Below are 22,569 nucleotides of genomic sequence, written 5' to 3' on the forward strand. Positions count from 1 at the left end.
CATACATTGGGCTGGATTGTAGGGAATTTGCGGGCGTAAAAAAAGAGCGTAGCGATTTTGTTAACGATATGTGCAATAGAACCCGCCGATGGATTGGCGATTTAACGAGCGGAAAATATAATTAATTCTACTGTTAGCGCCCTGATTATAAGATGAAAACATGAGATTCAGAGGGGGTTGATGATGAATATCTGGCATCTTGTACTAAAAATCGATGTTTTGCTTTGACAATCCCCTGTGCTTTTGCGAAAACATTCATGGAAGAAGAAAAGCAGTGTTTCGCGTGCGGCGAATGTTCATGCACGCAAATGCCATTTTTATCCGGGTCAGCGAAATCTACGCATGGTGTGGACAGACGCCATGCGTGATGTCGGTGACTGCCATCAGGCAACGGGCTTCTCACGTACCCCTGGGTTACTCAACGTCGTACGGGTAATAACGGGATGGGCTCTGGCAGTGAAGGCGCAGAGTCAGAACAGGAGTAGGGAAGGAATACAGAGAGACAATAATAATGGTAGATAGCAAGAAACGCCCTGGCAAAGATCTCGACCGCATCGATCGTAACATTCTGAATGAACTGCAAAAAGACGGGCGTATTTCCAACGTCGAGCTTTCCAAACGGGTGGGACTTTCTCCGACGCCTTGCCTTGAGCGTGTGCGTCGACTGGAAAGACAGGGTTTTATTCAGGGCTATACGGCGCTGCTCAACCCGCATTATCTGGATGCATCACTTCTGGTATTTGTTGAGATTACTCTGAATCGTGGTGCGCCGGATGTGTTTGAGCAATTTAACGCCGCAGTACAAAAACTTGAAGAAATTCAAGAGTGTCACTTGGTATCCGGTGATTTTGACTATCTGTTGAAAACCCGCGTACCGGACATGTCAGCGTATCGTAAATTGCTGGGCGAAACCCTGCTGCGCCTGCCGGGCGTAAACGACACCCGTACCTACGTGGTTATGGAAGAAGTCAAGCAGAGTAATCGTCTGGTAATCAAGACGCGCTAACACGGAACAGGTGCAAAATCGACGTAGTTTGATTACACTCCTGTTAATCCATACAGCAACAGTGCCGGGGAGACCCGGCGCTGTTGTCCGTTTTAGCAGCAGGCAGGAAATTGCCTGATACCTGGAGAGCCTTTCTTGAGCCAGGAATACACCGAAGACAAAGAAGTCAAACTAACGAAGCTAAGCAGCGGGCGCCGCGTTCTTGAGGCGTTACTCATCCTTTGCTCTCTTTTTGCCATCTGGCTGATGGCGGCATTACTGAGCTTTAATCCATCCGATCCCAGTTGGTCACAGACCGCCTGGCATGAGCCTATCCATAATCTGGGCGGCATGCCCGGCGCGTGGCTGGCGGACACGTTATTTTTCATCTTTGGCGTAATGGCCTACACCATCCCCGTGATCATCATCGGCGGCTGCTGGTTTGCATGGCGTCATCAGGAAAATGACGAGTATGTCGATTACTTCGCTGTTTCGTTGCGCCTGATCGGCGCGCTGGCGCTGATCCTCACCTCCTGCGGCCTGGCGGCAATTAACGCCGACGATATCTGGTACTTTGCCTCAGGCGGCGTCATTGGCAGCCTGCTTAGCACCACCTTACAACCCTTGCTGCACAGCAGCGGCGGCACTATCGCCTTGCTTTGTATCTGGGCCGCGGGTTTAACGCTGTTTACCGGCTGGTCATGGGTCAGCATTGCCGAGAAACTCGGCGGCGCAATCCTTTCTATTCTTACCTTTGCCAGTAATCGTACCCGTCGGGACGATACCTGGGTTGATGAAGGAGAATATGAAGATGATGAATATGAAGATGAAGAAGACGACGATACCGCACAGCCGCGGGAATCGCGTCGCGCCCGCATCTTACGCAGCGCGCTAGCGCGTCGTAAGCGTCTGGCGGAAAAGTTCGCCAACCCGATGGGGCGTAAAACCGATGCCGCGCTGTTCTCCGGTAAACGAATGGATGATGCGGAAGCAGTACAATACAGCGCCAGCGGCGCGCCTGTCGCTGCGGATGATGTCCTGTTCTCAGGCGCCAGCGCCGCGCGTCCTGGCGATTTAGACCCTTACGATCCGCTACTGAACGGCCATACGGTGGCCGACCCGATCGGCGCCGCCTCCGCCGCTGTCGTTGCGCCGCAGGCATGGGCGGAGCAGGGGACAGGTCAGGCATACCAACCGGAGGCCGCTCACCTGCAACCACCGGTGTATCAGCCTGAATATGCGCCGCAGCAGCCGCCGGTTTATCAACCGGAAGCCGCGCATCCTCAGCAGCCGGCGTATCAGCCTGAGTATGCGCCGCAGCAGCCGCCGGTTTATCAACCGGAAGCCGCGCATCCGCAGCAGCCAGTGTATCAGCCGGAATACGCGCCGCAGCAGCAGCCGGTTTACCAGCCGGAAGCCGCGCATCCACAGCAGCCAGCGTATCAGCCTGAGTATGCGCCGCAGCAGCCGCCGGTTTATCAGCCGGAAGCCGCGCATCCACAGCAGCCGGCGTATCAGCCTGAGTATGCGCCGCAGCAGCCGCCGGTTTACCAGCCGGAAGCCGCGCATCCACAACAGCCTGTGTATCAGCCTGAGTATGCGCCGCAGCAGCCACCGGTTTACCAGCCGGAAGCCGCGCATCCGCAGCAGCCGATATACCAGCCTGAACCGGCTGTTCAACAACCTGTTTATCATCAGGAACCGGCGCCAGCCGCTGAGTCTGAGACTCCTCAGGAAGAAACTAAACGCCCGCCGATGTACTACTTCGAGGAAGTCGAAGAGAAGCGCGCGCGCGAGCGTGAGTTGCTGGAATCCTGGTATCAGCCAATCCCTGAACCGGCGAGCCCGGTGGCGACCAAACCGATCACCACCCCGGCTGCCCCATCCAAACCGTCAGTTGATGCCGCCGCCGTGACGGCCGTCGCCGCAGGCGTTCATCAGGCCACCACTTCTGGCAGCGCAGCCGTAGCCGCCTCAGTGGCGTCAACCGCCGCTGACGCAGCGCCAGTTTTCAGCCCGGCATCCAGCGGCCCGCGGGTACAGGTAAAAGAAGGCATTGGTCCGAAATTGCCGCGTCCGAATCGCGTCCGTGTGCCGACGCGTCGGGAGCTTGCTTCCTATGGCATTAAGCTGCCGTCTCAGCGTATTGCTGAAGAGCGCGCGCGTCGGGCCGAGCTTGAACATCATTACGATAATGAGCCGCTGAGCGACGAAGAAGCCGATGCGCTGGAACAGGACGAGCTGGCGCGTCAGTTTGCCGCTACCCAGCAACAGCGCTATGGCGAGTCCTGGGAATCCGAAAGCGATGAGCAGGACGAAGACGCTGCCGCTGAAGCCGAACTGGCGCGCCAGTTTGCCGCGACCCAGCAGCAGCGCTATGCCAGCGAGCAGCCGCCGGGAGCCAATCCCTTCTCACCGGCGGACTATGAGTTCTCGCCGATGAAAACGCTGGTCAATGATGGTCCAAGCGAGCCGTTGTTTACGCCGACGCCGGAAGTGCAGCCCCAGCAACCGGCTCAGCATTATCAACAACCGGCAGCCGCGCCACAGCAGGGTTATCAACCTGCGCAGCCGCCCGTACACCATCAGCCGGTAGCGCCGCAGCCGCAGGCTTACCAGCCTGCGCAGCAGCCAATGCAGCAACAACAGCCGGTTGCTCAGCAGTCTTATCAGCAGCCCGCGCCGTCGCCTCAGGATAGCCTTATTCATCCGCTACTGATGCGTAATGGCGACAGCCGTCCACTGCAAAGACCAACAACGCCGCTGCCGTCGCTGGATCTCTTGACGCCGCCGCCGAGTGAAGTTGAACCTGTTGATACCTTTGCGCTTGAGCAGATGGCGCGTCTGGTTGAAGCGCGTCTCGCCGATTTCCGCATTAAAGCGGATGTGGTGAACTACTCGCCGGGTCCGGTGATCACTCGTTTCGAGCTGAACCTCGCGCCGGGGGTGAAGGCCGCGCGTATCTCTAACCTGTCGCGCGACCTTGCGCGTTCGCTGTCGACCGTGGCGGTGCGTGTGGTGGAAGTTATTCCGGGTAAACCTTACGTTGGCCTGGAATTACCGAACAAAAAACGCCAGACCGTATACCTGCGCGAAGTGCTCGATTGTCCGAAATTCCGCGAGAACCCATCGCCGCTTACCGTGGTGCTGGGCAAAGATATCGCCGGCGATCCGGTGGTGGCCGATCTGGCGAAAATGCCGCATCTGCTGGTTGCCGGTACCACTGGTTCTGGTAAATCGGTCGGCGTGAACGCCATGATCCTCAGCATGCTCTATAAGGCGCAGCCGGAAGACGTTCGTTTCATCATGATCGACCCGAAAATGCTTGAGCTGTCGGTGTACGAAGGTATCCCGCATCTGCTGACGGAAGTGGTCACCGACATGAAAGACGCCGCCAATGCGCTGCGCTGGAGCGTCAATGAAATGGAGCGCCGTTATAAGCTGATGTCGGCGCTGGGCGTGCGTAATCTGGCGGGCTACAACGAGAAGATCGCTGAGGCCGCACGCATGGGACGCCCGATCCCGGATCCTTACTGGAAACCGGGCGACAGTATGGACGCCGTGCATCCGGTGCTGGAAAAACTGCCGTACATCGTGGTGCTGGTGGATGAATTCGCCGATCTGATGATGACCGTCGGTAAGAAGGTGGAAGAACTGATTGCGCGTCTGGCGCAGAAAGCGCGCGCGGCGGGCATTCACCTGGTGCTGGCGACCCAGCGTCCGTCGGTTGACGTGATTACCGGTCTTATCAAGGCCAACATTCCGACGCGTATCGCCTTCACCGTATCGAGCAAGATTGACTCGCGTACCATCCTTGACCAGGGGGGCGCAGAATCGCTGCTGGGCATGGGGGATATGCTCTATTCCGGGCCGAACTCCACGATGCCGGTTCGCGTCCATGGCGCGTTTGTCCGTGACCAGGAAGTACACGCCGTGGTGCAGGACTGGAAAGCGCGCGGTCGTCCGCAGTATGTTGACGGTATTACCTCTGATAGCGAAAGCGAAGGCGGTGGTGGCGGCTTTGATGGCGGGGAAGAGCTGGATCCGCTGTTCGATCAGGCGGTCAACTTCGTAACCGAGAAGCGCAAAGCCTCGATCTCGGGGGTGCAGCGTCAGTTCCGTATCGGTTATAACCGCGCGGCGCGTATCATTGAGCAGATGGAAGCTCAGGGGATCGTCAGCGAGCAAGGCCATAACGGTAACCGTGAAGTCCTGGCACCGCCGCCCTTCGAGTAAGTGCAAAGTTCGGTAAATAAGCGCAAAATCAGCCTGTTCTGCTATTCCGTTGCTCTCAACGGCTCTACAGTAGGGACAGAACAGGCTCCCGCGTCGGGAGTGACGCACAATAAGGATCAACAATGAAGAAACTTGCCATCACCTGTGCATTATTGTCTGGCTTCGTGGTAAGCCAGGTTTGGGCAGACGCTGCCGGCGACTTAAAAAGCCGTCTGGATAAAGTCAGCAGCTTCCATGCCAGCTTCACTCAGAAAGTGACCGACGCAAGCGGTAATGCCGTGCAGGACGGGCAGGGCGATTTGTGGGTGAAACGCCCGAATCTGTTCAACTGGCATATGACCCAGCCGGATGAAAGTATTCTGGTATCGGATGGGAAAACGCTGTGGTTCTATAATCCGTTTGTGGAGCAGGCAACCGCGACCTGGCTGAAAAACGCGACCAGTAACACGCCGTTCATGCTGATCGCCCGCAACCAGTCAGCGGACTGGCAGCAATACAACATCAAACAAAACGGCGATGATTTTGTGCTGACGCCGAAAAGCGGTAACGGCAACCTCAAGCAGTTCACAATCAATGTGGGCCGTGACGGTACTATCCATCAGTTCAGCGCCGTCGAGCAAGACGACCAGCGCAGCAGCTATCAGCTGAAGTCGCAGCAGAATGGCGCCGTCGATGCATCTAAGTTCACTTTTACGCCGCCGCAAGGGGTGACGGTGGACGATCAACGTAAGTAGAGGCGAATGTGAGCAACTTTTCGCTCGATTTTTCCGATAATGCATTTCAACCTCTGGCCGCCCGTATGCGGCCAGAAAATTTAGCGCAGTACATTGGCCAGCAGCACCTGCTGGCGCCGGGTAAACCGCTGCCGCGGGCGATTGAGGCAGGGCATCTGCACTCGATGATCCTGTGGGGGCCGCCGGGCACGGGTAAAACTACCCTTGCGGAAGTGATCGCTCGCTACGCCAATGCTGATGTCGAGCGTATCTCGGCTGTTACATCTGGCGTCAAAGAGATCCGCGAAGCTATAGAACGTGCGCGGCAAAATCGCAACGCTGGTCGACGCACTATCCTGTTTGTTGATGAAGTGCATCGTTTTAATAAAAGTCAGCAGGATGCCTTTCTACCGCACATCGAAGACGGCACTATTACTTTTATTGGCGCGACGACCGAAAACCCGTCATTTGAACTTAATTCCGCTTTGCTCTCCCGCGCTCGCGTCTACTTGCTCAAATCATTGACCACGGACGATATCGAGCAGGTGCTCAACCAGGCGATGAGCGATAAAGCGCGAGGCTACGGTGGGCAAGATATTATCCTGCCGGATGAAACCCGCAAGGCGATTGCCGAGCTGGTCAACGGCGATGCGCGCCGGGCGTTGAACACGCTGGAAATGATGGCCGATATGGCTGAAAACGACGATTCGGGCAAGCGAGTGCTGAGAGCGGAACTGCTTACCGAAATTGCCGGCGAGCGTAGCGCGCGTTTTGATAATAAAGGCGACCGTTTTTACGATCTTATATCCGCGTTACATAAGTCCGTGCGCGGTAGCGCGCCGGATGCGGCGCTGTACTGGTACGCACGGATTATTACCGCAGGCGGCGATCCGTTGTATGTTGCTCGCCGTTGTCTGGCTATCGCGTCTGAGGATGTCGGCAACGCCGATCCTCGCGCCATGCAGGTAGCCATTTCCGCGTGGGATTGTTTTACTCGCGTTGGGCCGGCGGAAGGTGAGCGGGCTATCGCTCAGGCGATTGTTTATCTGGCCTGTGCGCCGAAGAGCAACGCGGTCTACACCGCCTTTAAGGCCGCGCTGGCCGATGCCCGCGATCGCCCTGATTACGACGTGCCGGTACATTTACGCAATGCGCCGACCAAACTCATGAAAGAAATGGGCTATGGCCAGGAGTACCGCTACGCGCACGATGAACCTAACGCCTACGCCGCTGGCGAGCAGTATTTCCCGCAGGAAATGGCGCAAACGCGCTATTATCAGCCAACAAACAGGGGGCTCGAGGGCAAAATCGCTGAAAAGCTCGCCTGGCTTGCCGAACTGGATCAAAATAGCCAGATAAAACGCTACCGCTAATTGTGGCGTTGCGGTAAGGTTATTACCTCTATTTCCGTGGTCGTAGTTTGCGGCCACTTTTCCTATTTAAATTCGATAAGCACAGGATAAGCATGCTCGATCCCAATCTGCTGCGTACCGAGCCAGACGCAGTCGCAGAAAAACTGGCACGCCGGGGCTTTAAGCTGGATGTAGATAAACTGCGCGCTCTTGAAGAGCGTCGTAAAGTTCTGCAGGTTCAAACCGAAAACCTGCAGGCGGAGCGTAACTCCCGATCGAAATCCATTGGCCAGGCGAAAGCGCGCGGGGAAGATATCGAGCCATTACGCCTGGAAGTGAACAAGCTTGGCGAACAGCTGGATGCCGCAAAGTCCGAGCTGGAAACGCTGCTGGCGGAAATTCGCGATATCGCGCTGGCGATCCCGAATATTCCTCACGATGACGTGCCGGTGGGCCGTGACGAAAACGACAACGTTGAAGTCAGCCGCTGGGGTACGCCGCGTCAGTTCGATTTCGAGGTGCGCGACCACGTTACGCTGGGTGAAATGCACGGGGGGCTGGACTTCGCCGCCGCCGTTAAGCTAACCGGTTCCCGTTTCGTGGTGATGAAAGGCCAGCTGGCCCGCCTGCACCGCGCGCTGGCGCAGTTTATGCTGGATCTGCACACCGAACAGCACGGCTATAGCGAGAACTATGTTCCTTATCTGGTGAACCAGGACACGCTGTATGGTACTGGCCAGTTGCCGAAATTCGCCGGCGACCTGTTCCATACTCGTCCGCTGGAAGAAGAAGCCGATAGCAGCAACTACGCGTTGATTCCGACCGCCGAAGTGCCGCTGACCAACCTGGTTCGCGACGAAATTATCGACGAAGACGATCTGCCGATCAAAATGACCGCCCATACGCCGTGCTTCCGTTCTGAAGCGGGTTCCTATGGTCGTGATACTCGCGGTCTGATCCGTATGCACCAGTTCGACAAAGTTGAAATGGTGCAGATTGTACGTCCGGAAGACTCCATGGCGGCGCTGGAAGAGATGACCGGCCACGCTGAGAAGGTTCTGCAACTGCTGGGTCTGCCGTACCGTAAGGTGGCGCTGTGCACCGGCGATATGGGCTTTAGCGCCTGTAAAACCTATGACCTCGAAGTGTGGGTTCCGGCGCAGGATACCTATCGCGAAATTTCTTCCTGCTCCAACGTCTGGGATTTCCAGGCACGTCGTATGCAGGCGCGTTGCCGCAGCAAGTCCGACAAAAAGACTCGTCTCGTTCATACCCTGAATGGTTCTGGTCTGGCGGTTGGCCGTACGCTGGTTGCGGTGATGGAAAACTATCAGCAGGCCGATGGCCGTATCGAGATCCCGGAAGTTCTGCGCCCGTATATGCGTGGCCTCGAATATATCGGTTAATCTTTTCTGCTCTTTCCTTAAAAGCGCCTGCGGGCGCTTTTTTTATATCCTTATTGATACCGGGCAATAATCCCCTCAGTAAATCCGGTGATACTCCCTTTGGATTAATACAGCATAAAAAGCCAATAAAATCCGATATATATAAAATTATATAACGATTGTCAGCTTATTGTGAGCAACCAAAGCGAGTATCTATGAAAATCAAAGCCCCCGATGCTTTACTGGCTGCCGAAGTTAGCAGACGTGGTTTAATGAAAACCACGGCGATAGGCGGCCTGGCGATGGCCAGCAACGCATTGACCTTGCCCTTCACGCGTATTGCGCACGCCGCTGATACGCTGGCGCCAGTGAGTGAGAAAGTGGTCTGGAGCGCCTGCACCGTAAACTGCGGCAGCCGCTGTCCGCTGCGCATGCACGTGGTTGATGGCGCTATTAAGTACGTAGAAACCGATAATACCGGCGATGATAACTACGACGGTCTGCATCAGGTTCGCGCCTGTCTGCGAGGCCGCTCTATGCGCCGTCGGGTCTATAACCCTGACCGGCTGAAATATCCGATGAAGCGCGTCGGCAAACGCGGTGAAGGAAAATTCGAACAAATTAGCTGGGAAGAGGCGTTCGACACTATCGCCAGCAATATGCAGCGCCTGATTAAAGATTATGGCAACGAATCTATTTATCTGAACTACGGAACCGGTACGCTCGGCGGGACTCTGACTCGTTCCTGGCCGCCAGGAAAAACGCTGATTGCTCGTCTGATGAACTGCTGCGGCGGCCATCTCAATCATTATGGCGACTATTCATCGGCGCAGATTGCGGCTGGTTTGAATTACACCTATGGCGGTTGGGCCGATGGCAATAGCCCGTCGGATATCGAAAACAGTCAGTTGGTGGTGCTGTTTGGCAATAACCCTGGCGAAACGCGCATGAGCGGCGGCGGGGTGACTTACTACCTTGAGCAGGCGCGGCAGAAATCCAATGCCCGTATGATCATTATCGATCCGCGTTATACCGACACCGGCGCCGGGCGTGAAGATGAATGGATCCCGATTCGACCGGGAACCGACGCGGCGCTCATTTCAGCGCTGGCTTGGGTGATGATTACTGAAAATCTGGTCGATCAGCCCTTCCTCGATAAATACTGCGTCGGCTACGACGAGAAAACCCTGCCTGCCGATGCGCCGGCGAATGGACATTATAAAGCTTACATCCTTGGCCAGGGTTCCGACGGTATCGCTAAAACGCCGGAGTGGGCATCCACCATTACCGGGATCCCGCGTGAGCGCATTGTGAAGCTGGCTCGCGAGATAGCGACGGCGAAACCGGCGTATATCAGCCAGGGGTGGGGACCTCAGCGTCACGCCAACGGCGAAATCGCCACCCGCGCCATCTCCATGCTCGCCATTCTGACCGGCAACGTTGGGATCAATGGCGGCAATAGCGGCGCGCGTGAAGGTTCATATAGCCTGCCGTTCGAGCGCATGCCGACGCTGGAAAACCCGGTAGAGACCAGCATCTCTATGTTTATGTGGACCGACGCGATTGAACGTGGTCCGGAAATGACCGCGCTGCGTGATGGCGTACGCGGCAAAGATAAGCTCGACGTGCCGATCAAGATGATCTGGAACTACGCGGGGAACTGCCTTATCAACCAGCACTCCGAGATCAACCGCACCCACGAAATCCTGCAGGACGATAAGAAGTGCGAAATGATCGTGGTCATCGACTGCCACATGACGTCGTCTGCGAAATACGCCGATATTCTGCTGCCGGACTGTACCGCCTCTGAGCAGATGGACTTCGCGCTGGACGCCTCCTGCGGCAATATGTCCTATGTCATCTTTGCCGACCAGGCAATCAAACCGCGTTTCGAATGCAAAACCATCTATGAGATGACCACCGAGTTGGCGAAACGCATGGGGGTGGCGGAGAAATTTACCGAAGGCCGCACTCAGGAAGGCTGGATGCGCTATTTGTATGAGCAGTCGCGTAAAGCGATTCCCGAACTGCCGGATTTCGATACTTTCCGCCAGCAGGGCATCTTCAAGCAGCGTGACCCGCAAGGTCATCATGTGGCGTATAAAGCCTTCCGTGACGATCCGCAGGCCAACCCGCTGACCACGCCATCGGGCAAAATCGAAATCTATTCCCAGGAGCTCGCTAAAATCGCTGCGACCTGGGAGCTGCCGGAAGGCGATGTCATCGATCCGCTGCCGATCTACACTCCTGGGTTTGAAAATTACAATGATCCGTTGACTGCTAAATATCCGTTACAGCTGACGGGATTCCACTACAAGTCTCGCGTCCACTCAACTTATGGCAACGTTGATGTCCTGCAGGCAGCCTGCCGTCAGGAAATGTGGATCAATCCGATCGATGCGAAGACACGCGGCATCGTCAATGGCGATCGCATTCGTATTTTCAACGACCGCGGCGAAGTCCATATCGAAGCGAAAGTGACGCCACGTATGATGCCGGGCGTCGTCGCGCTGGGCGAGGGCGCCTGGTATAACCCGGACGCCTCACGCGTGGATCAGGCCGGCAGCATTAACGTGCTGACCACCCAGCGTCCGTCGCCGTTGGCGAAAGGCAACCCATCGCATACCAACCTCGTCCAGGTTGAAAAGCTGTAAGGAGTAACCGATGACAACTCAGTATGGATTTTTTATCGATTCCGCCCGTTGCACCGGTTGCAAAACCTGCGAGCTGGCCTGTAAAGACTACAAGAACCTGACGCCGGACGTCAGCTTCCGTCGTATCTACGAGTATGCCGGCGGCGACTGGCAGGAGGACAATGGCGTCTGGAATCAGAACGTTTTTGCCTACTACCTTTCCATCGCCTGTAACCACTGCGAAGACCCGGCGTGCACCAAGGTCTGCCCAAGTGGGGCGATGCACAAGCGCGAAGATGGTTTTGTGGTGGTCAATGAAGAGGTGTGCATTGGCTGTCGCTACTGCCATATGGCCTGCCCGTATGGCGCGCCGCAGTACAACGCCGCTAAAGGGCATATGACCAAATGCGACGGCTGTCACGAGCGTGTGGCACAAGGCAAGAAACCGATTTGCGTCGAGTCCTGCCCGCTGCGGGCGCTGGACTTCGGGCCGATTGCCGAACTGCGTGAAAAGCACGGCCAACTGGCCGCCGTGGCGCCGCTGCCGTCGGCGCACTTCACCAGGCCGAGCATTGTGATAAAACCAAACGCCAACAGCCGTCCGTGCGGCGATACCACCGGCTATCTGGCCAATCCGAAGGAGGTCTAAAATGGGAAATGGATGGCATGAATGGCCGCTGATGATTTTCACGGTCTTCGGTCAATGCGTCGCCGGGGGCTTTATCGTTCTCGCGCTGGCGTTGATGAAGGGCGAACTTTCGCGCGAGCAGCAGCGGCGGGTGATAATGAGCATGTTTGGGCTATGGGTGTTAATGGGGATCGGTTTTATCGCCTCCACCATGCACCTTGGTTCGCCAATGCGTGCGTTTAATTCGCTGAACCGCGTTGGCGCATCATCGTTAAGCAATGAAATAGCCAGCGGCGCGCTTTTCTTCGCTGTCGGCGGGATTGGCTGGCTGCTGGCGGTGGTAAATAAACTTCCGTCTGGGCTGCGTAATCTGTGGCTGGTCGTCACCATGATCCTCGGCGTCATCTTTGTCTGGATGATGATCCGCGTATATAACACTATTGATACCGTACCCACCTGGTACACCATCTGGACACCGCTCAACTTCTTCCTGACCCTGTTTATCGGCGGGCCGCTGTTGGGTTACCTGCTGCTACGTGTCGCGGGTGTGGACGGTTGGGCGATGCGTTTATTGCCGGTGATCATGCTGGTGGCGTTGGTGATTAGCGTGACCGTCGCGCTGATTCAGGGCAGCGAGTTGGCGACGATCCATAGTTCAATCCAACAGGCCTCGGCGCTGGTGCCGAATTATGGTTCCTTAATGGCATGGCGGACGGTCGCGTTAGTGCTGGCGTTGGTCTGCTGGATTGTACCGCAGCTTAAAGGTTATCAACCCGCATTGCCGCTGCTGGGGCTGGCGTTTGTGCTGGTGCTGGTCGGCGAGATGATTGGCCGCGGCGTATTCTATGGTCTGCATATGACCGTCGGTATGGCTATCGCCAGTTAATAACGTGAAATCACGCCGGAAGCCTATTCCGGCGTGATTAAAAAATGCGGTTGATTCATGAAATTTTTCTACTGATATTCCCACTATAGTTTTCCAATAAATTAATAAAAACAATGGAATAATATAAAGAATAATTCCGTTGCCGTTCCGCTGGATAAAAAACTTCTATCGTTGCCCTGAAAACCGCGTCAGGCCTGAATTCTGGCGGATTGACAATGTTTACAGCAGTGGCATGATGCGCACGAAATCTGAACTTCCTCACGGTTAATACCCATGACCATCTACACTCGCCCAGTGCAAATGTTGCTCTGTGGCCTGCTTCTGTTGACGCTGGCAATCGCGGTTTTAAATACGCTTGTCCCGCTGTGGCTCGCCCATGAAAATATGCCAACCTGGCAGGTTGGGATGGTCGGCTCTTCTTATTTCACCGGTAACCTGGTGGGAACACTATTTGCCGGCTGGGTCATTAAACGTCTGGGGTTTAACCGTAGCTATTATCTGGCGTCATTAATTTTTGCCGTCGGCTGCGTTGGTCTGGGTATCACACTCGGCTTCTGGACATGGCTGAGCTGGCGTTTTATCGCCGGCGTGGGCTGTGCAATGATTTGGGTGGTGGTCGAAAGCGCGCTGGTGTGCAGCGGTACTTCCCGCAGCCGCGGTCGACTGCTGGCGGCGTACATGATGGTCTATTACATCGGTACCGTATTGGGCCAACTGATGGTCAGCAAATTACCGACCGATTTAATGAGCGTGCTGCCGTGGGTTACCGGCCTGGCGCTGGCGGCGATCCTGCCGCTAATGTTTACACGTATTATGAGCCAGGCCGACGAGCCGCATGAAACGGTACGTATCTGGCCGATGCTGAAACTGCGTCAGGCGCGCCACGGTGTGAATGGCTGCATCATTTCCGGCATCGTGCTTGGTTCACTGTACGGCCTGATGCCGCTGTGGCTAAATCATCAGGGCGTCAGCGATTCGGGTATTGGTTTCTGGATGGCGGTGATGGTTAGCGCAGGCATTCTCGGGCAGTGGCCGGTCGGGCGTCTGGCTGACCGCTATGGCCGCCTGCTGGTGCTGCGCGTACAGGTCTTTGTGGTGATTCTGGGCTGTCTGGCGATGCTGAGCCAGGCGGCAATGGCGCCAGCGCTTTTTGTGCTCGGCGCATCCGGTTTTACTCTGTATCCGGTGGCGATGGCCTGGGCCTGCGAGAAGGTTGAACACCATCAACTGGTGGCGATGAACCAGGCGCTGCTGATGAGCTATACCATCGGCAGCCTGCTGGGGCCGACCCTGACGGCGATGTTGATGCAGAACTTCTCGGATAATCTGCTGTTTATCATGATCGCCAGCGTATCGTTTATCTATCTGCTGACCCTGCTGCGCAAAGCCGGACATCACCCGACGCCGGTGGCACACGCGTAACCAATCTGGCGCGCGGCGAAGGCCGCGCGTAGTCCGTTTTGATTAATGAATATTTCTGCGGGCAGACGGTATCGCGCTCATGATGAGGCGTTATCGGCGGGATTGATACTATTATAGTTGCGGGCCGTGGTGAGAGTACCTCCGGCCCGCTGCTAGTTTAGTACATCACCTTATGGCCATATTGCTCCAGGATGCCTTTTACCCGCTCCATGGTCTCTTTCTTCGGTGGGTGTACGCCGTCAAGTTTGTACTCTTCGCCCATTGCCACCCATTTGTGTTTACCCAGCTCATGGTAGGGCAGGAGTTCGATTTTCTCGACGTTACCCATATCGCGGGTAAACTCACCCAGACGATGTGCGGAATCGTCATCATCAGACCAGCCGGGAACCACCACGTAGCGGATCCACACGTTAATCCCTTTCTTCGACAGATACTGTGCGAACTCCAGCGTACGATGGTTAGAAACGCCGACCAGGTTCTGGTGGATTTCATCGTTCATCTGCTTGAGGTCAAGCATCACCAGATCGGTGACTTCCAGCAGCTCGTCAATCACGGGATCGTAGCGACGTACGAAGCCGTTGGTATCCAGGCAGGTGTGGATACCTTCTTTTTTACAGGCGCGGAACCAGTCGCGGACAAATTCAGCCTGCAGGATCGCCTCGCCGCCGGAGGCGGTGACGCCGCCGCCGGAAGCATTCATAAAGTGGCGATAGGTCACCACTTCTTTCATCAATTCTTCAACGGTGATTTCTTTACCGCCATGGGTATCCCAGGTGTCGCGGTTATGGCAGTAAAGGCAGCGCATCAGGCAGCCCTGGAAGAAGGTAATAAAGCGGATGCCTGGGCCATCGACGGTGCCACAGGATTCAAAGGAGTGAATACGACCAATAGTTGACATTGCGGTGATATCTCCGGGTTCGGCCCTCCAGGGCCTGTGATGCACAGCTCAAACCGGCTGTGTTAAGTCTGTTTTGACAGGTACCCAAAGTATAGATAACTGGCAAAGCAGGCTGCGGCAGGGAATCACGTGTTAAAAAGGCCCCACTGATGTGGGGCCTTTATTGTACGCTTTTTCAGTCAGACAGGGAATTACATGGTCTGAGTGAAGGTACGGGTAATAACATCCTGCTGCTGTTCTTTAGTCAGGGAGTTAAAACGTACTGCGTAGCCAGATACACGGATGGTCAGCTGCGGATATTTTTCCGGGTTTTCCATCGCGTCGAGCAGCATTTCGCGGTTCATGACGTTCACGTTCAGATGCTGACCACCTTCGATGGACGCTTCGTGGTGGAAGTAACCATCCATCAGGCCCGCCAGGTTAGTCTTACGAACTTCGTCATCTTTACCCAGCGCGTTCGGCACGATAGAGAAGGTGTATGAGATACCATCTTTAGCGTAAGCAAACGGCAGTTTAGCAACGGAAGTCAGAGAGGCTACAGCGCCTTTCTGGTCACGGCCGTGCATCGGGTTAGCACCTGGTCCGAACGGCGCGCCAGCGCGACGACCATCTGGGGTGTTACCGGTTTTCTTACCATACACGACGTTAGAAGTGATGGTCAGAACGGACTGAGTCGGGATAGCGTTGCGGTAGGTATGCAGTTTCTGAATTTTCTTCATGAAACGTTCAACCAGGTCAACGGCCATGTCATCGACGCGAGCATCGTTGTTACCAAACTGCGGATATTCGCCTTCGATTTCGAAGTCAACAGCCAGACCGTCTTCGTCACGAATCGGTTTAACTTTCGCATATTTGATAGCAGACAGGGAGTCAGCAGCAACGGACAGACCTGCGATACCACACGCCATGGTGCGGATAACGTCACGGTCGTGCAGTGCCATCAGAGAGGCTTCGTAGCTGTACTTGTCGTGCATGTAATGAATGATGTTCAGCGCGGTGACGTACTGTTTAGCCAGCCAGTCCATGAAGTGATCCATGCGCTCCATAACTTCGTCGAAGTTCAGGACGTCGCCTTTGATCGGCTCAGATTTCGGACCAACCTGCATTTTCAGTTTTTCATCAACGCCGCCGTTGATAGCATACAGCATGGTTTTCGCGAGGTTAGCGCGAGCGCCGAAGAACTGCATTTGTTTACCAACAATCATCGGGCTTACGCAGCATGCGATAGCGTAATCGTCGTTGTTGAAGTCCGGGCGCATCAGGTCATCGTTCTCGTACTGCAGAGAAGAGGTATCGATGGATACTTTAGCGGCGAATTTCTTAAAGCTCAGCGGCAGTTTTTCAGACCACAGGATAGTGATGTTCGGCTCCGGAGACGGCCCCATGGTGTACAGGGTGTTCAGGAAGCGGAAGCTGTTTTTGGTTACCAGAGTACGGCCGTCAACGCCCATACCACCGATAGATTCCGTTGCCCAAATCGGGTCGCCGGAGAACAGTTCATCATATTCCGGGGTACGCAGGAAGCGAACCATACGCAGTTTCATGACCAGGTGGTCAACCATTTCCTGCGCGTCTTGCTCGGTGATTTTACCCGCCTGCAGGTCACGTTCGATGTAGATATCCAGGAAGCTGGAAGTACGACCGAAGGACATTGCCGCGCCGTTCTGAGATTTAACGGCGGCCAGGTAACCGAAGTAGGTCCACTGAATAGCTTCCTGAGCGGTAGTCGCCGGACCGGAGATGTCGTAGCCATATTTAGCCGCCATCTCTTTGATCTGACCCAGCGCGCGATGCTGTTCAGCAATTTCTTCACGCAGACGGATGGTTGCTTCCAGATCTTCGCCGCTTTCCAGTTTCGCCTGCAGCGAGTTGAACTGGGCGAATTTGTCTTTCATCAGGAAGTCGATACCGTACAGCGCAACGCGACGATAGTCACCGATGATACGACCACGGCCGTAAGCATCCGGCAGACCGGTCAGTACGCCGGATTTACGGCAGCGCAGGATGTCCGGGGTATATACGTCGAAAACGCCCTGGTTGTGAGTTTTACGGTACTCGGTGAAGATTTTTTTCAGCATCGGGTCCAGTTCGCGATTGTACGCTTTGCAGGAACCTTCAACCATTTTGATACCGCCGAACGGGATAATCGCACGTTTCAGCGGGGCTTCAGTTTGCAGACCAACGATTTTCTCGAGCGCTTTCTCGATGTAGCCCGCGTCGTGAGAAGTGATGGTGGATGCGAGGGAAGTGTCGAAATCAACAGGCGCGTGAGTGCGGTTTTCCTGTTTAACGCCTTCCATTACGCTGTCCCACAGCTTGGTGGTCGCATCAGTTGCGCCAGCCAGGAAGGATTCGTCACCTTCATATGGGGTGTAGTTTTTCTGGATAAAGTCACGTACGTTGACTTCGTTCTGCCAGTCACCTTTCGCAAAACCTTCCCAGGCTGTGGCTAACTTTTCATTAAGCTCGGACATGTAACACCTACCTTCTTAAGTGGATTTTTTATTTACTGCCTGAGACAACCATTAATGATGATCGTCGCCACGCAGGTAAATGACCCAGTATGTCAACCCAACCAACAAACCACCGCCGATGATGTTTCCGATAGTGACTGGAATCAGGTTATCAGTGATGAAGTTCATAACGGTTAAGTGAGAAAAACTCTCCGGAGTTGAACCGATAGCGGTCCAGAATTCCGGGCTTGCAAAGTTGCGAATTACGATACCCATCGGGATCATAAACATATTAGCGATGCTGTGTTCAAAGCCGCTGGCGACAAACATCGCAACCGGCAACACCATGATCATCGCTTTGTCCATCAGGCTGCGGCCGGAGTAACTCATCCAGACAGCCAGACAAACCATCAGGTTCGCCAGGATACCCAGGCAGACGGCTTCAATAAACGTATGGTGCATTTTGTGGTCTGCAGTTTGCAGAACATTTAAGCCCCAGCCGCCGTTGGCCGTCATATACTCGCCGGATAACCACATTAATAATACGAATAGCAGTGCGCCGATGAGGTTTCCAACATAGACGTTAAGCCAGTTTTTTGCCAGCTGACCCCAGGTAATACGCCCGCTGGCTTTCGCCACGACGATCAGTACGGTAGAGGTGAAAAGGTCAGCACCGCAGATAACGCAAAGAATCAGACCTAGTGAGAAGCATACCCCGCCGATAAGTTTGGCAATCCCGAATGGCATTGCGGCGGTACCGGTGGTCGCCGTGATATAAAACACAAAAGCGATGGAGATGAAGACACCGGCGGTAATCGCCAGATAAAACGTCTTCAGCGGATGTTTCGTCGCTTTATAGACACCTGCTTCTTCGGCGACTTTCGCCATCGCGGCAGGGAGTAAAAGATCAAAAGGGTTGTCAGCTTTCACACTAACTCTCTCTTTATATAAGTTGGCGGTGTGATACTAACAAAGCATTATAGAAGGGAATTTGATGTAGATCATATCCTACCGGAGTCATAGGCCCATTTTGCGTGTGGAATTAGCCTGTTATTGATTTATCTTTTTGATTTTTAATAAAAAACTAAATTTTAATATTTATAAATAATGTTGAAAATTTCCATGGGTGACCATTGATTACGGTTAATTAGAATGGAGTATTTTTATTAAAATTAACAATCTAAATATCACCAAATATTGTTTTTTACTTAAAGTTAACTCATGGGCTACAAAATGGCATGGTTTTGGCACAAATCATAAGAAAACGGAGCCGCTGTCGGCTCCGTACGTTATTTTTTACCTATAAAGGGTTATTTGGCCCAGAAGGCCGCTTTTGCACGTTGTAGCTTTTCGTAGGCCTTCAGTAAAGATTGATGCGCCGGGAAAGCGTGCAGATCGCTATCGACCGCCTGCAGGCCATAGAACGGCGCTTCGCCGCTCAGAGCGGCGCTCGCGGCTTCTACTGCATCCGCGCCATACATACGGATGAAGGCATTCAGATACTGTAGCGGCTGGCGTTCTTCTTCCTGGCTAAGCAGCAGCAACGTTTGCAGGCAACGATAATAGTTGGCGCGCTCAGGGCTGAAGATGGAGGCATTGAATTCCATGGTCCACTCCGTCCAAATCAACGCCTGATCCAGGTCGCCGCCGGCCAACGCCAGCATCGCTTTGAGCTCACCGATGCGCAGGGTATACCAGCCGTTGTCTTTGCCGGTTGCCAGTCCTAACAGCTCGCGTACGCGCGTGAAGTCATCAAGACCTTCGTCGTCCATTTGCTCAATAAGCGCCAGATAATCTTCTTTTTCCCACTCGCTACCCGGCAGGGAGAGAATAGTGTCGCGCAGATGCGCGCCCATGCTGTTGTTTGCAAGCCACAGGTCTTCCGCCGGATAAATATCGGACATCCCTGGAACGATGATTCGGCAGGCATAGACGCTCAGATGTTCGTAGTCGGCGATATAGACTTCTTTATCTTCTGCTTTGAAGATAGCCATCAGGGTGGCGAACTCTTCTTCAGTCGTGCCGGAGAAATTCCAGTCTACAAACGGATAGTCGGCATCCTGTTTGAACATATCCCAGGAGATCAGGCCGCTGGAATCAATGAAGTGAGTTTCCAGGTTGGCGTGCTCGGCGACTTCTTCGTCATCAAAAGTCGGCGGGGTAAAGACGTCGAGGTCTTTCAGGCTGCGGCCCTGTAGCAGTTCGGTGACGGTACGCTCCAGCGCCACGCCGAAATCCGGATGGGCGCCGAAAGAGGCGAAGCAGGTGCCGTTAGCCGGGTTAAACAGAACCACGCAAATAACCGGGTATTTGCCGCCCAATGAGCCATCGTAAGCGAAGATCGGGAAACCTTCAGCTTCAAGTTTAGCGATAGATTCAACGACGCCCGGATAGCGCGCCATTACCTCAGCCGGGATCTCCGGCAGGCTGATGCTCTCTGCTATGATGCGGTTTTTAATGTGACGCTCAAAGACTTCAGACAAGCCCTGTACGCGCGCTTCATTCGGGGTATTGCCCGCTGACATGCCGTTGGAGACATACAGGTTGCCGACGATATTCATCGGAATATAAACAGTTTCGCCGTCGGATTGACGGGTAAACGGCAGGCCGCAAACGCCGCGCTCGTCATTACCGGATTGCAGGTCTACGAGCATACTGGCAGTCAACTGATCGTCCGGATCGTAAAAGGCGCGCAGGCGGGCATCCAGCAGGCCTTCCGGTACTTCATCGTCTTCAGTCAGCGGGAACCACTTTTCGTTCGGATAATGAACAAATGGACCGTTAGCGATGGTTTCGCCTAACCAGAAGTCCGCAAAGAAGTAGTTGGTGGACAGACGTTCAAAATATTCGCCCAGCGCGGATGCCAGCGCCGCCTTTTTAGTCGCGCCTTTACCATTGGTAAAGCACAGCGCACACTCTTTATCGCGAATGTGAACGGACCACACATGTGGAACCGGGTTCAGCCACGAGGCCTCTTCAATATCAAATCCGAGGTCGAGCAGTTTCTGCTGGAAGCGAGCGATGGAATCTTCCAGGGCGGCATCTTTGCCGGGGATAAATGTCTGGGTCATAGCAATTCGTTTATTGTTGGCAGGATGGGCAATGATACGGGTTTTGTAGGTAAGTGGCTATGTCGTTCGCCGCGCTAACGGATAAAAAGAGAAGAGCGGTAAATGGCATGCGGAGAAACTCCACATGCCATCACGAGTTACAGTACTGGTGTACAAATACTAACGATCATGGCCGCGCCGGCAAGGCTGGTGCCAACGATGCCTGCCGCCATCACCGCGAAGCCAGCTCCCAGCGTAAAGGGGCCGGTAATCGCGCCGATGACAATCGTCGGGATGCTGACCAGCAAACCAATGGCTGCCGGAATGGATAACAGGCCAAAGCCGCCGCTAACATCAGACATTTCGTTACAGGTTAATTCACGCATAACTATTCCTTTAAAGTGATTAATACCAGTCTCCATCGGCTGGTATAAAAATTTTAATGATCTGGAAATGCGGCGGTAAATGGCAGAGCTCGCGCAGAAACATAATTCATGAAGAATTAAGATAATATTCAAGTATTAAATGAGTTGACGGATTGCACGATGGCGAGATCGATTCCTGTGAATGTAGATGATAATTATTTATGCCTCAGTCCAAATCCGGAATGGATGGCGGAAAGAGAGGCAAAAGCGATCTGCTTGCAGCGATTATGTCGGTTTAATGACGTCAAGATGGTCAATTCTTTTGTGTGATGGCGGGCTCGTTTTCGGGGTGGCGAGTTTTACTCGTTGCGGTGTGTGTCACTGAATGATAAAACCGATAGCCACAGGAATAACTTATGCCCGCGACGGTTCGCGTGCAGACAATATAGCAACGTGGTGAGGGGAAATGGCTCAGGTCTATAACTTTAGTTCGGGCCCGGCAATGCTGCCGGCAGAAGTTCTCAAACTGGCGCAACAGGAACTGTGCGACTGGCACGGACTGGGGACGTCGGTAATGGAAATCAGCCATCGTGGTAAGGAGTTTATCCAGGTGGCTGAAACGGCAGAACAGGATTTCCGCGATCTGCTCAACATCCCTTCCAACTATAAAGTGTTGTTCTGTCATGGCGGCGGTCGCGGCCAGTTTGCCGGGATCCCGTTAAATCTGCTGGGTGACAAAACGACAGCAGATTATGTGGATGCTGGCTACTGGGCGGCAAGTGCGGTGAAAGAAGCGCAAAAATACTGCACGCCAAACGTTATTGATGCGAAAACCACCGTTGACGGCCTGCGAGCCGTTAAACCGATGAGCGAATGGCAGTTGACGCCGGGCGCGGCTTACCTGCACTTCTGTCCAAATGAAACCATTGACGGTATCGCTATCCACGAAACGCCAAACTTTGGCGATGATGTGGTCGTTACCGCGGATTATTCCTCCAGTATTTTGTCGCATGAAATTGACGTCAGCCGCTATGGCGTGATTTACGCTGGCGCGCAGAAGAATATCGGCCCGGCAGGGTTAACGCTGGTTATCGTGCGTGAAGATCTGCTGGGTAAAGCCAGCGTTGCCTGTCCATCGATCCTTGATTACACCGTGCTGAACGCCAATGATTCAATGTTCAACACGCCGCCGACCTTCGCCTGGTATCTGGCGGGGCTGGTATTTAAATGGCTGAAAGAGCAGGGCGGCGTCGCTGCGATGGATAAAATCAATCAGCAGAAGGCTGAATTGCTGTATGGCGTGATTGATAATAGCGATTTCTATCGTAACGATGTTGCCGCGGCCAACCGCTCGCGGATGAACGTGCCGTTCCAACTGGCGGATAGCGCGCTGGACAAACTGTTCCTTGAAGAATCTTTTGCGGCTGGTCTGCATGCGCTGAAGGGCCACCGCGTGGTGGGCGGTATGCGTGCTTCTATCTACAATGCGATGCCGCTGGCCGGCGTCAAGGCGCTCACCGACTTTATGCAGGACTTCGAACGTCGTCGCGGCTAATTGCTGAG

General features: G+C 54.4%; 15 protein-coding genes. 10 read left to right on the forward strand and 5 right to left on the reverse strand.

The features are described from left to right. The first annotated feature begins 511 nt into the window (after nucleotides 1–511). The 9 genes from lrp (at nucleotide 512) to ABLV08_RS07550 (ending at nucleotide 14,240) form a co-directional block, all read left to right on the forward strand. Complete coding sequence (lrp, locus tag ABLV08_RS07510; protein ID WP_000228469.1) at nucleotides 512–1,006, forward strand: leucine-responsive transcriptional regulator Lrp; 495 nt, start codon at nucleotides 512–514, stop codon at nucleotides 1,004–1,006. A gap of 135 nt (nucleotides 1,007–1,141) precedes the next feature. Continuing rightward, nucleotides 1,142–5,221: a DNA translocase FtsK gene (ftsK, locus tag ABLV08_RS07515; RefSeq protein WP_348855702.1), complete on the forward strand. Its 4,080-nt coding sequence runs from the start codon at nucleotides 1,142–1,144 to the stop codon at nucleotides 5,219–5,221. Between the two features lie 122 nt (nucleotides 5,222–5,343). Further along, a complete protein-coding gene (gene lolA / locus ABLV08_RS07520) occupies nucleotides 5,344–5,955 on the forward strand; it encodes an outer membrane lipoprotein chaperone LolA (RefSeq protein WP_015367486.1) in 612 nt (203 codons plus the stop codon). An 8-nt stretch (nucleotides 5,956–5,963) separates the two neighbouring features. Next, nucleotides 5,964–7,307, forward strand: coding sequence for a replication-associated recombination protein RarA (gene rarA, locus ABLV08_RS07525; protein WP_015704877.1), 1,344 nt, complete (start codon nucleotides 5,964–5,966; stop codon nucleotides 7,305–7,307). A gap of 92 nt (nucleotides 7,308–7,399) precedes the next feature. Further along, a complete protein-coding gene (serS, locus tag ABLV08_RS07530; RefSeq protein ID WP_015704878.1) occupies nucleotides 7,400–8,692 on the forward strand; it encodes a serine--tRNA ligase in 1,293 nt (430 codons plus the stop codon). 194 nt (nucleotides 8,693–8,886) lie between these two features. Next, on the forward strand, nucleotides 8,887–11,325 hold the full coding sequence (gene dmsA / locus ABLV08_RS07535) for a dimethylsulfoxide reductase subunit A (protein WP_348855703.1): 2,439 nt from the start codon (nucleotides 8,887–8,889) through the stop codon (nucleotides 11,323–11,325). 10 nt (nucleotides 11,326–11,335) lie between these two features. After that, nucleotides 11,336–11,953, forward strand: coding sequence for a DMSO/selenate family reductase complex B subunit (locus ABLV08_RS07540; RefSeq protein WP_015367482.1), 618 nt, complete (start codon nucleotides 11,336–11,338; stop codon nucleotides 11,951–11,953). A gap of 1 nt (nucleotide 11,954) precedes the next feature. Continuing rightward, the gene (locus ABLV08_RS07545) at nucleotides 11,955–12,818 is read left to right on the forward strand and encodes a dimethyl sulfoxide reductase anchor subunit family protein (RefSeq protein WP_015367481.1); all 864 of its coding nucleotides are present in this window, start codon (nucleotides 11,955–11,957) and stop codon (nucleotides 12,816–12,818) included. 273 nt (nucleotides 12,819–13,091) lie between these two features. After that, complete coding sequence (locus ABLV08_RS07550) at nucleotides 13,092–14,240, forward strand: MFS transporter (RefSeq protein WP_015367480.1); 1,149 nt, start codon at nucleotides 13,092–13,094, stop codon at nucleotides 14,238–14,240. Nucleotides 14,241–14,397: 157 nt separating this feature from the next. Here the strand turns inward: ABLV08_RS07550 and pflA are convergent, their stop codons facing one another. The 5 genes from pflA to ABLV08_RS07575 form a co-directional block, all read right to left on the reverse strand. Further along, on the reverse strand, nucleotides 14,398–15,138 hold the full coding sequence (pflA, locus tag ABLV08_RS07555) for a pyruvate formate lyase 1-activating protein (RefSeq protein ID WP_015367479.1): 741 nt from the start codon (nucleotides 15,136–15,138) through the stop codon (nucleotides 14,398–14,400). Between the two features lie 191 nt (nucleotides 15,139–15,329). Then, nucleotides 15,330–17,612 (reverse strand): formate C-acetyltransferase, encoded by a 2,283-nt coding sequence (pflB, locus tag ABLV08_RS07560; protein ID WP_015367478.1) that lies wholly within the window; start codon nucleotides 17,610–17,612, stop codon nucleotides 15,330–15,332. 51 nt (nucleotides 17,613–17,663) lie between these two features. Next, on the reverse strand, nucleotides 17,664–18,521 hold the full coding sequence (gene focA, locus ABLV08_RS07565) for a formate transporter FocA (protein ID WP_015367477.1): 858 nt from the start codon (nucleotides 18,519–18,521) through the stop codon (nucleotides 17,664–17,666). 380 nt (nucleotides 18,522–18,901) lie between these two features. Then, on the reverse strand, nucleotides 18,902–20,662 hold the full coding sequence (gene ycaO / locus ABLV08_RS07570; protein WP_015367476.1) for a 30S ribosomal protein S12 methylthiotransferase accessory factor YcaO: 1,761 nt from the start codon (nucleotides 20,660–20,662) through the stop codon (nucleotides 18,902–18,904). A gap of 137 nt (nucleotides 20,663–20,799) precedes the next feature. Next, the gene (locus ABLV08_RS07575; protein ID WP_045375643.1) at nucleotides 20,800–21,027 is read right to left on the reverse strand and encodes a hypothetical protein; all 228 of its coding nucleotides are present in this window, start codon (nucleotides 21,025–21,027) and stop codon (nucleotides 20,800–20,802) included. 445 nt (nucleotides 21,028–21,472) lie between these two features. Here ABLV08_RS07575 and serC point away from each other — a divergent pair, with 445 nt between their 5' ends. After that, nucleotides 21,473–22,561: a 3-phosphoserine/phosphohydroxythreonine transaminase gene (gene serC / locus ABLV08_RS07580; RefSeq protein ID WP_020079259.1), complete on the forward strand. Its 1,089-nt coding sequence runs from the start codon at nucleotides 21,473–21,475 to the stop codon at nucleotides 22,559–22,561. Nucleotides 22,562–22,569: the final 8 nt, after the last annotated feature.

It is taken from the genome of Klebsiella sp. CN_Kp088, assembly GCF_040064335.1.
In the GTDB taxonomy this organism is placed as follows: domain Bacteria; phylum Pseudomonadota; class Gammaproteobacteria; order Enterobacterales; family Enterobacteriaceae; genus Klebsiella; species Klebsiella aerogenes.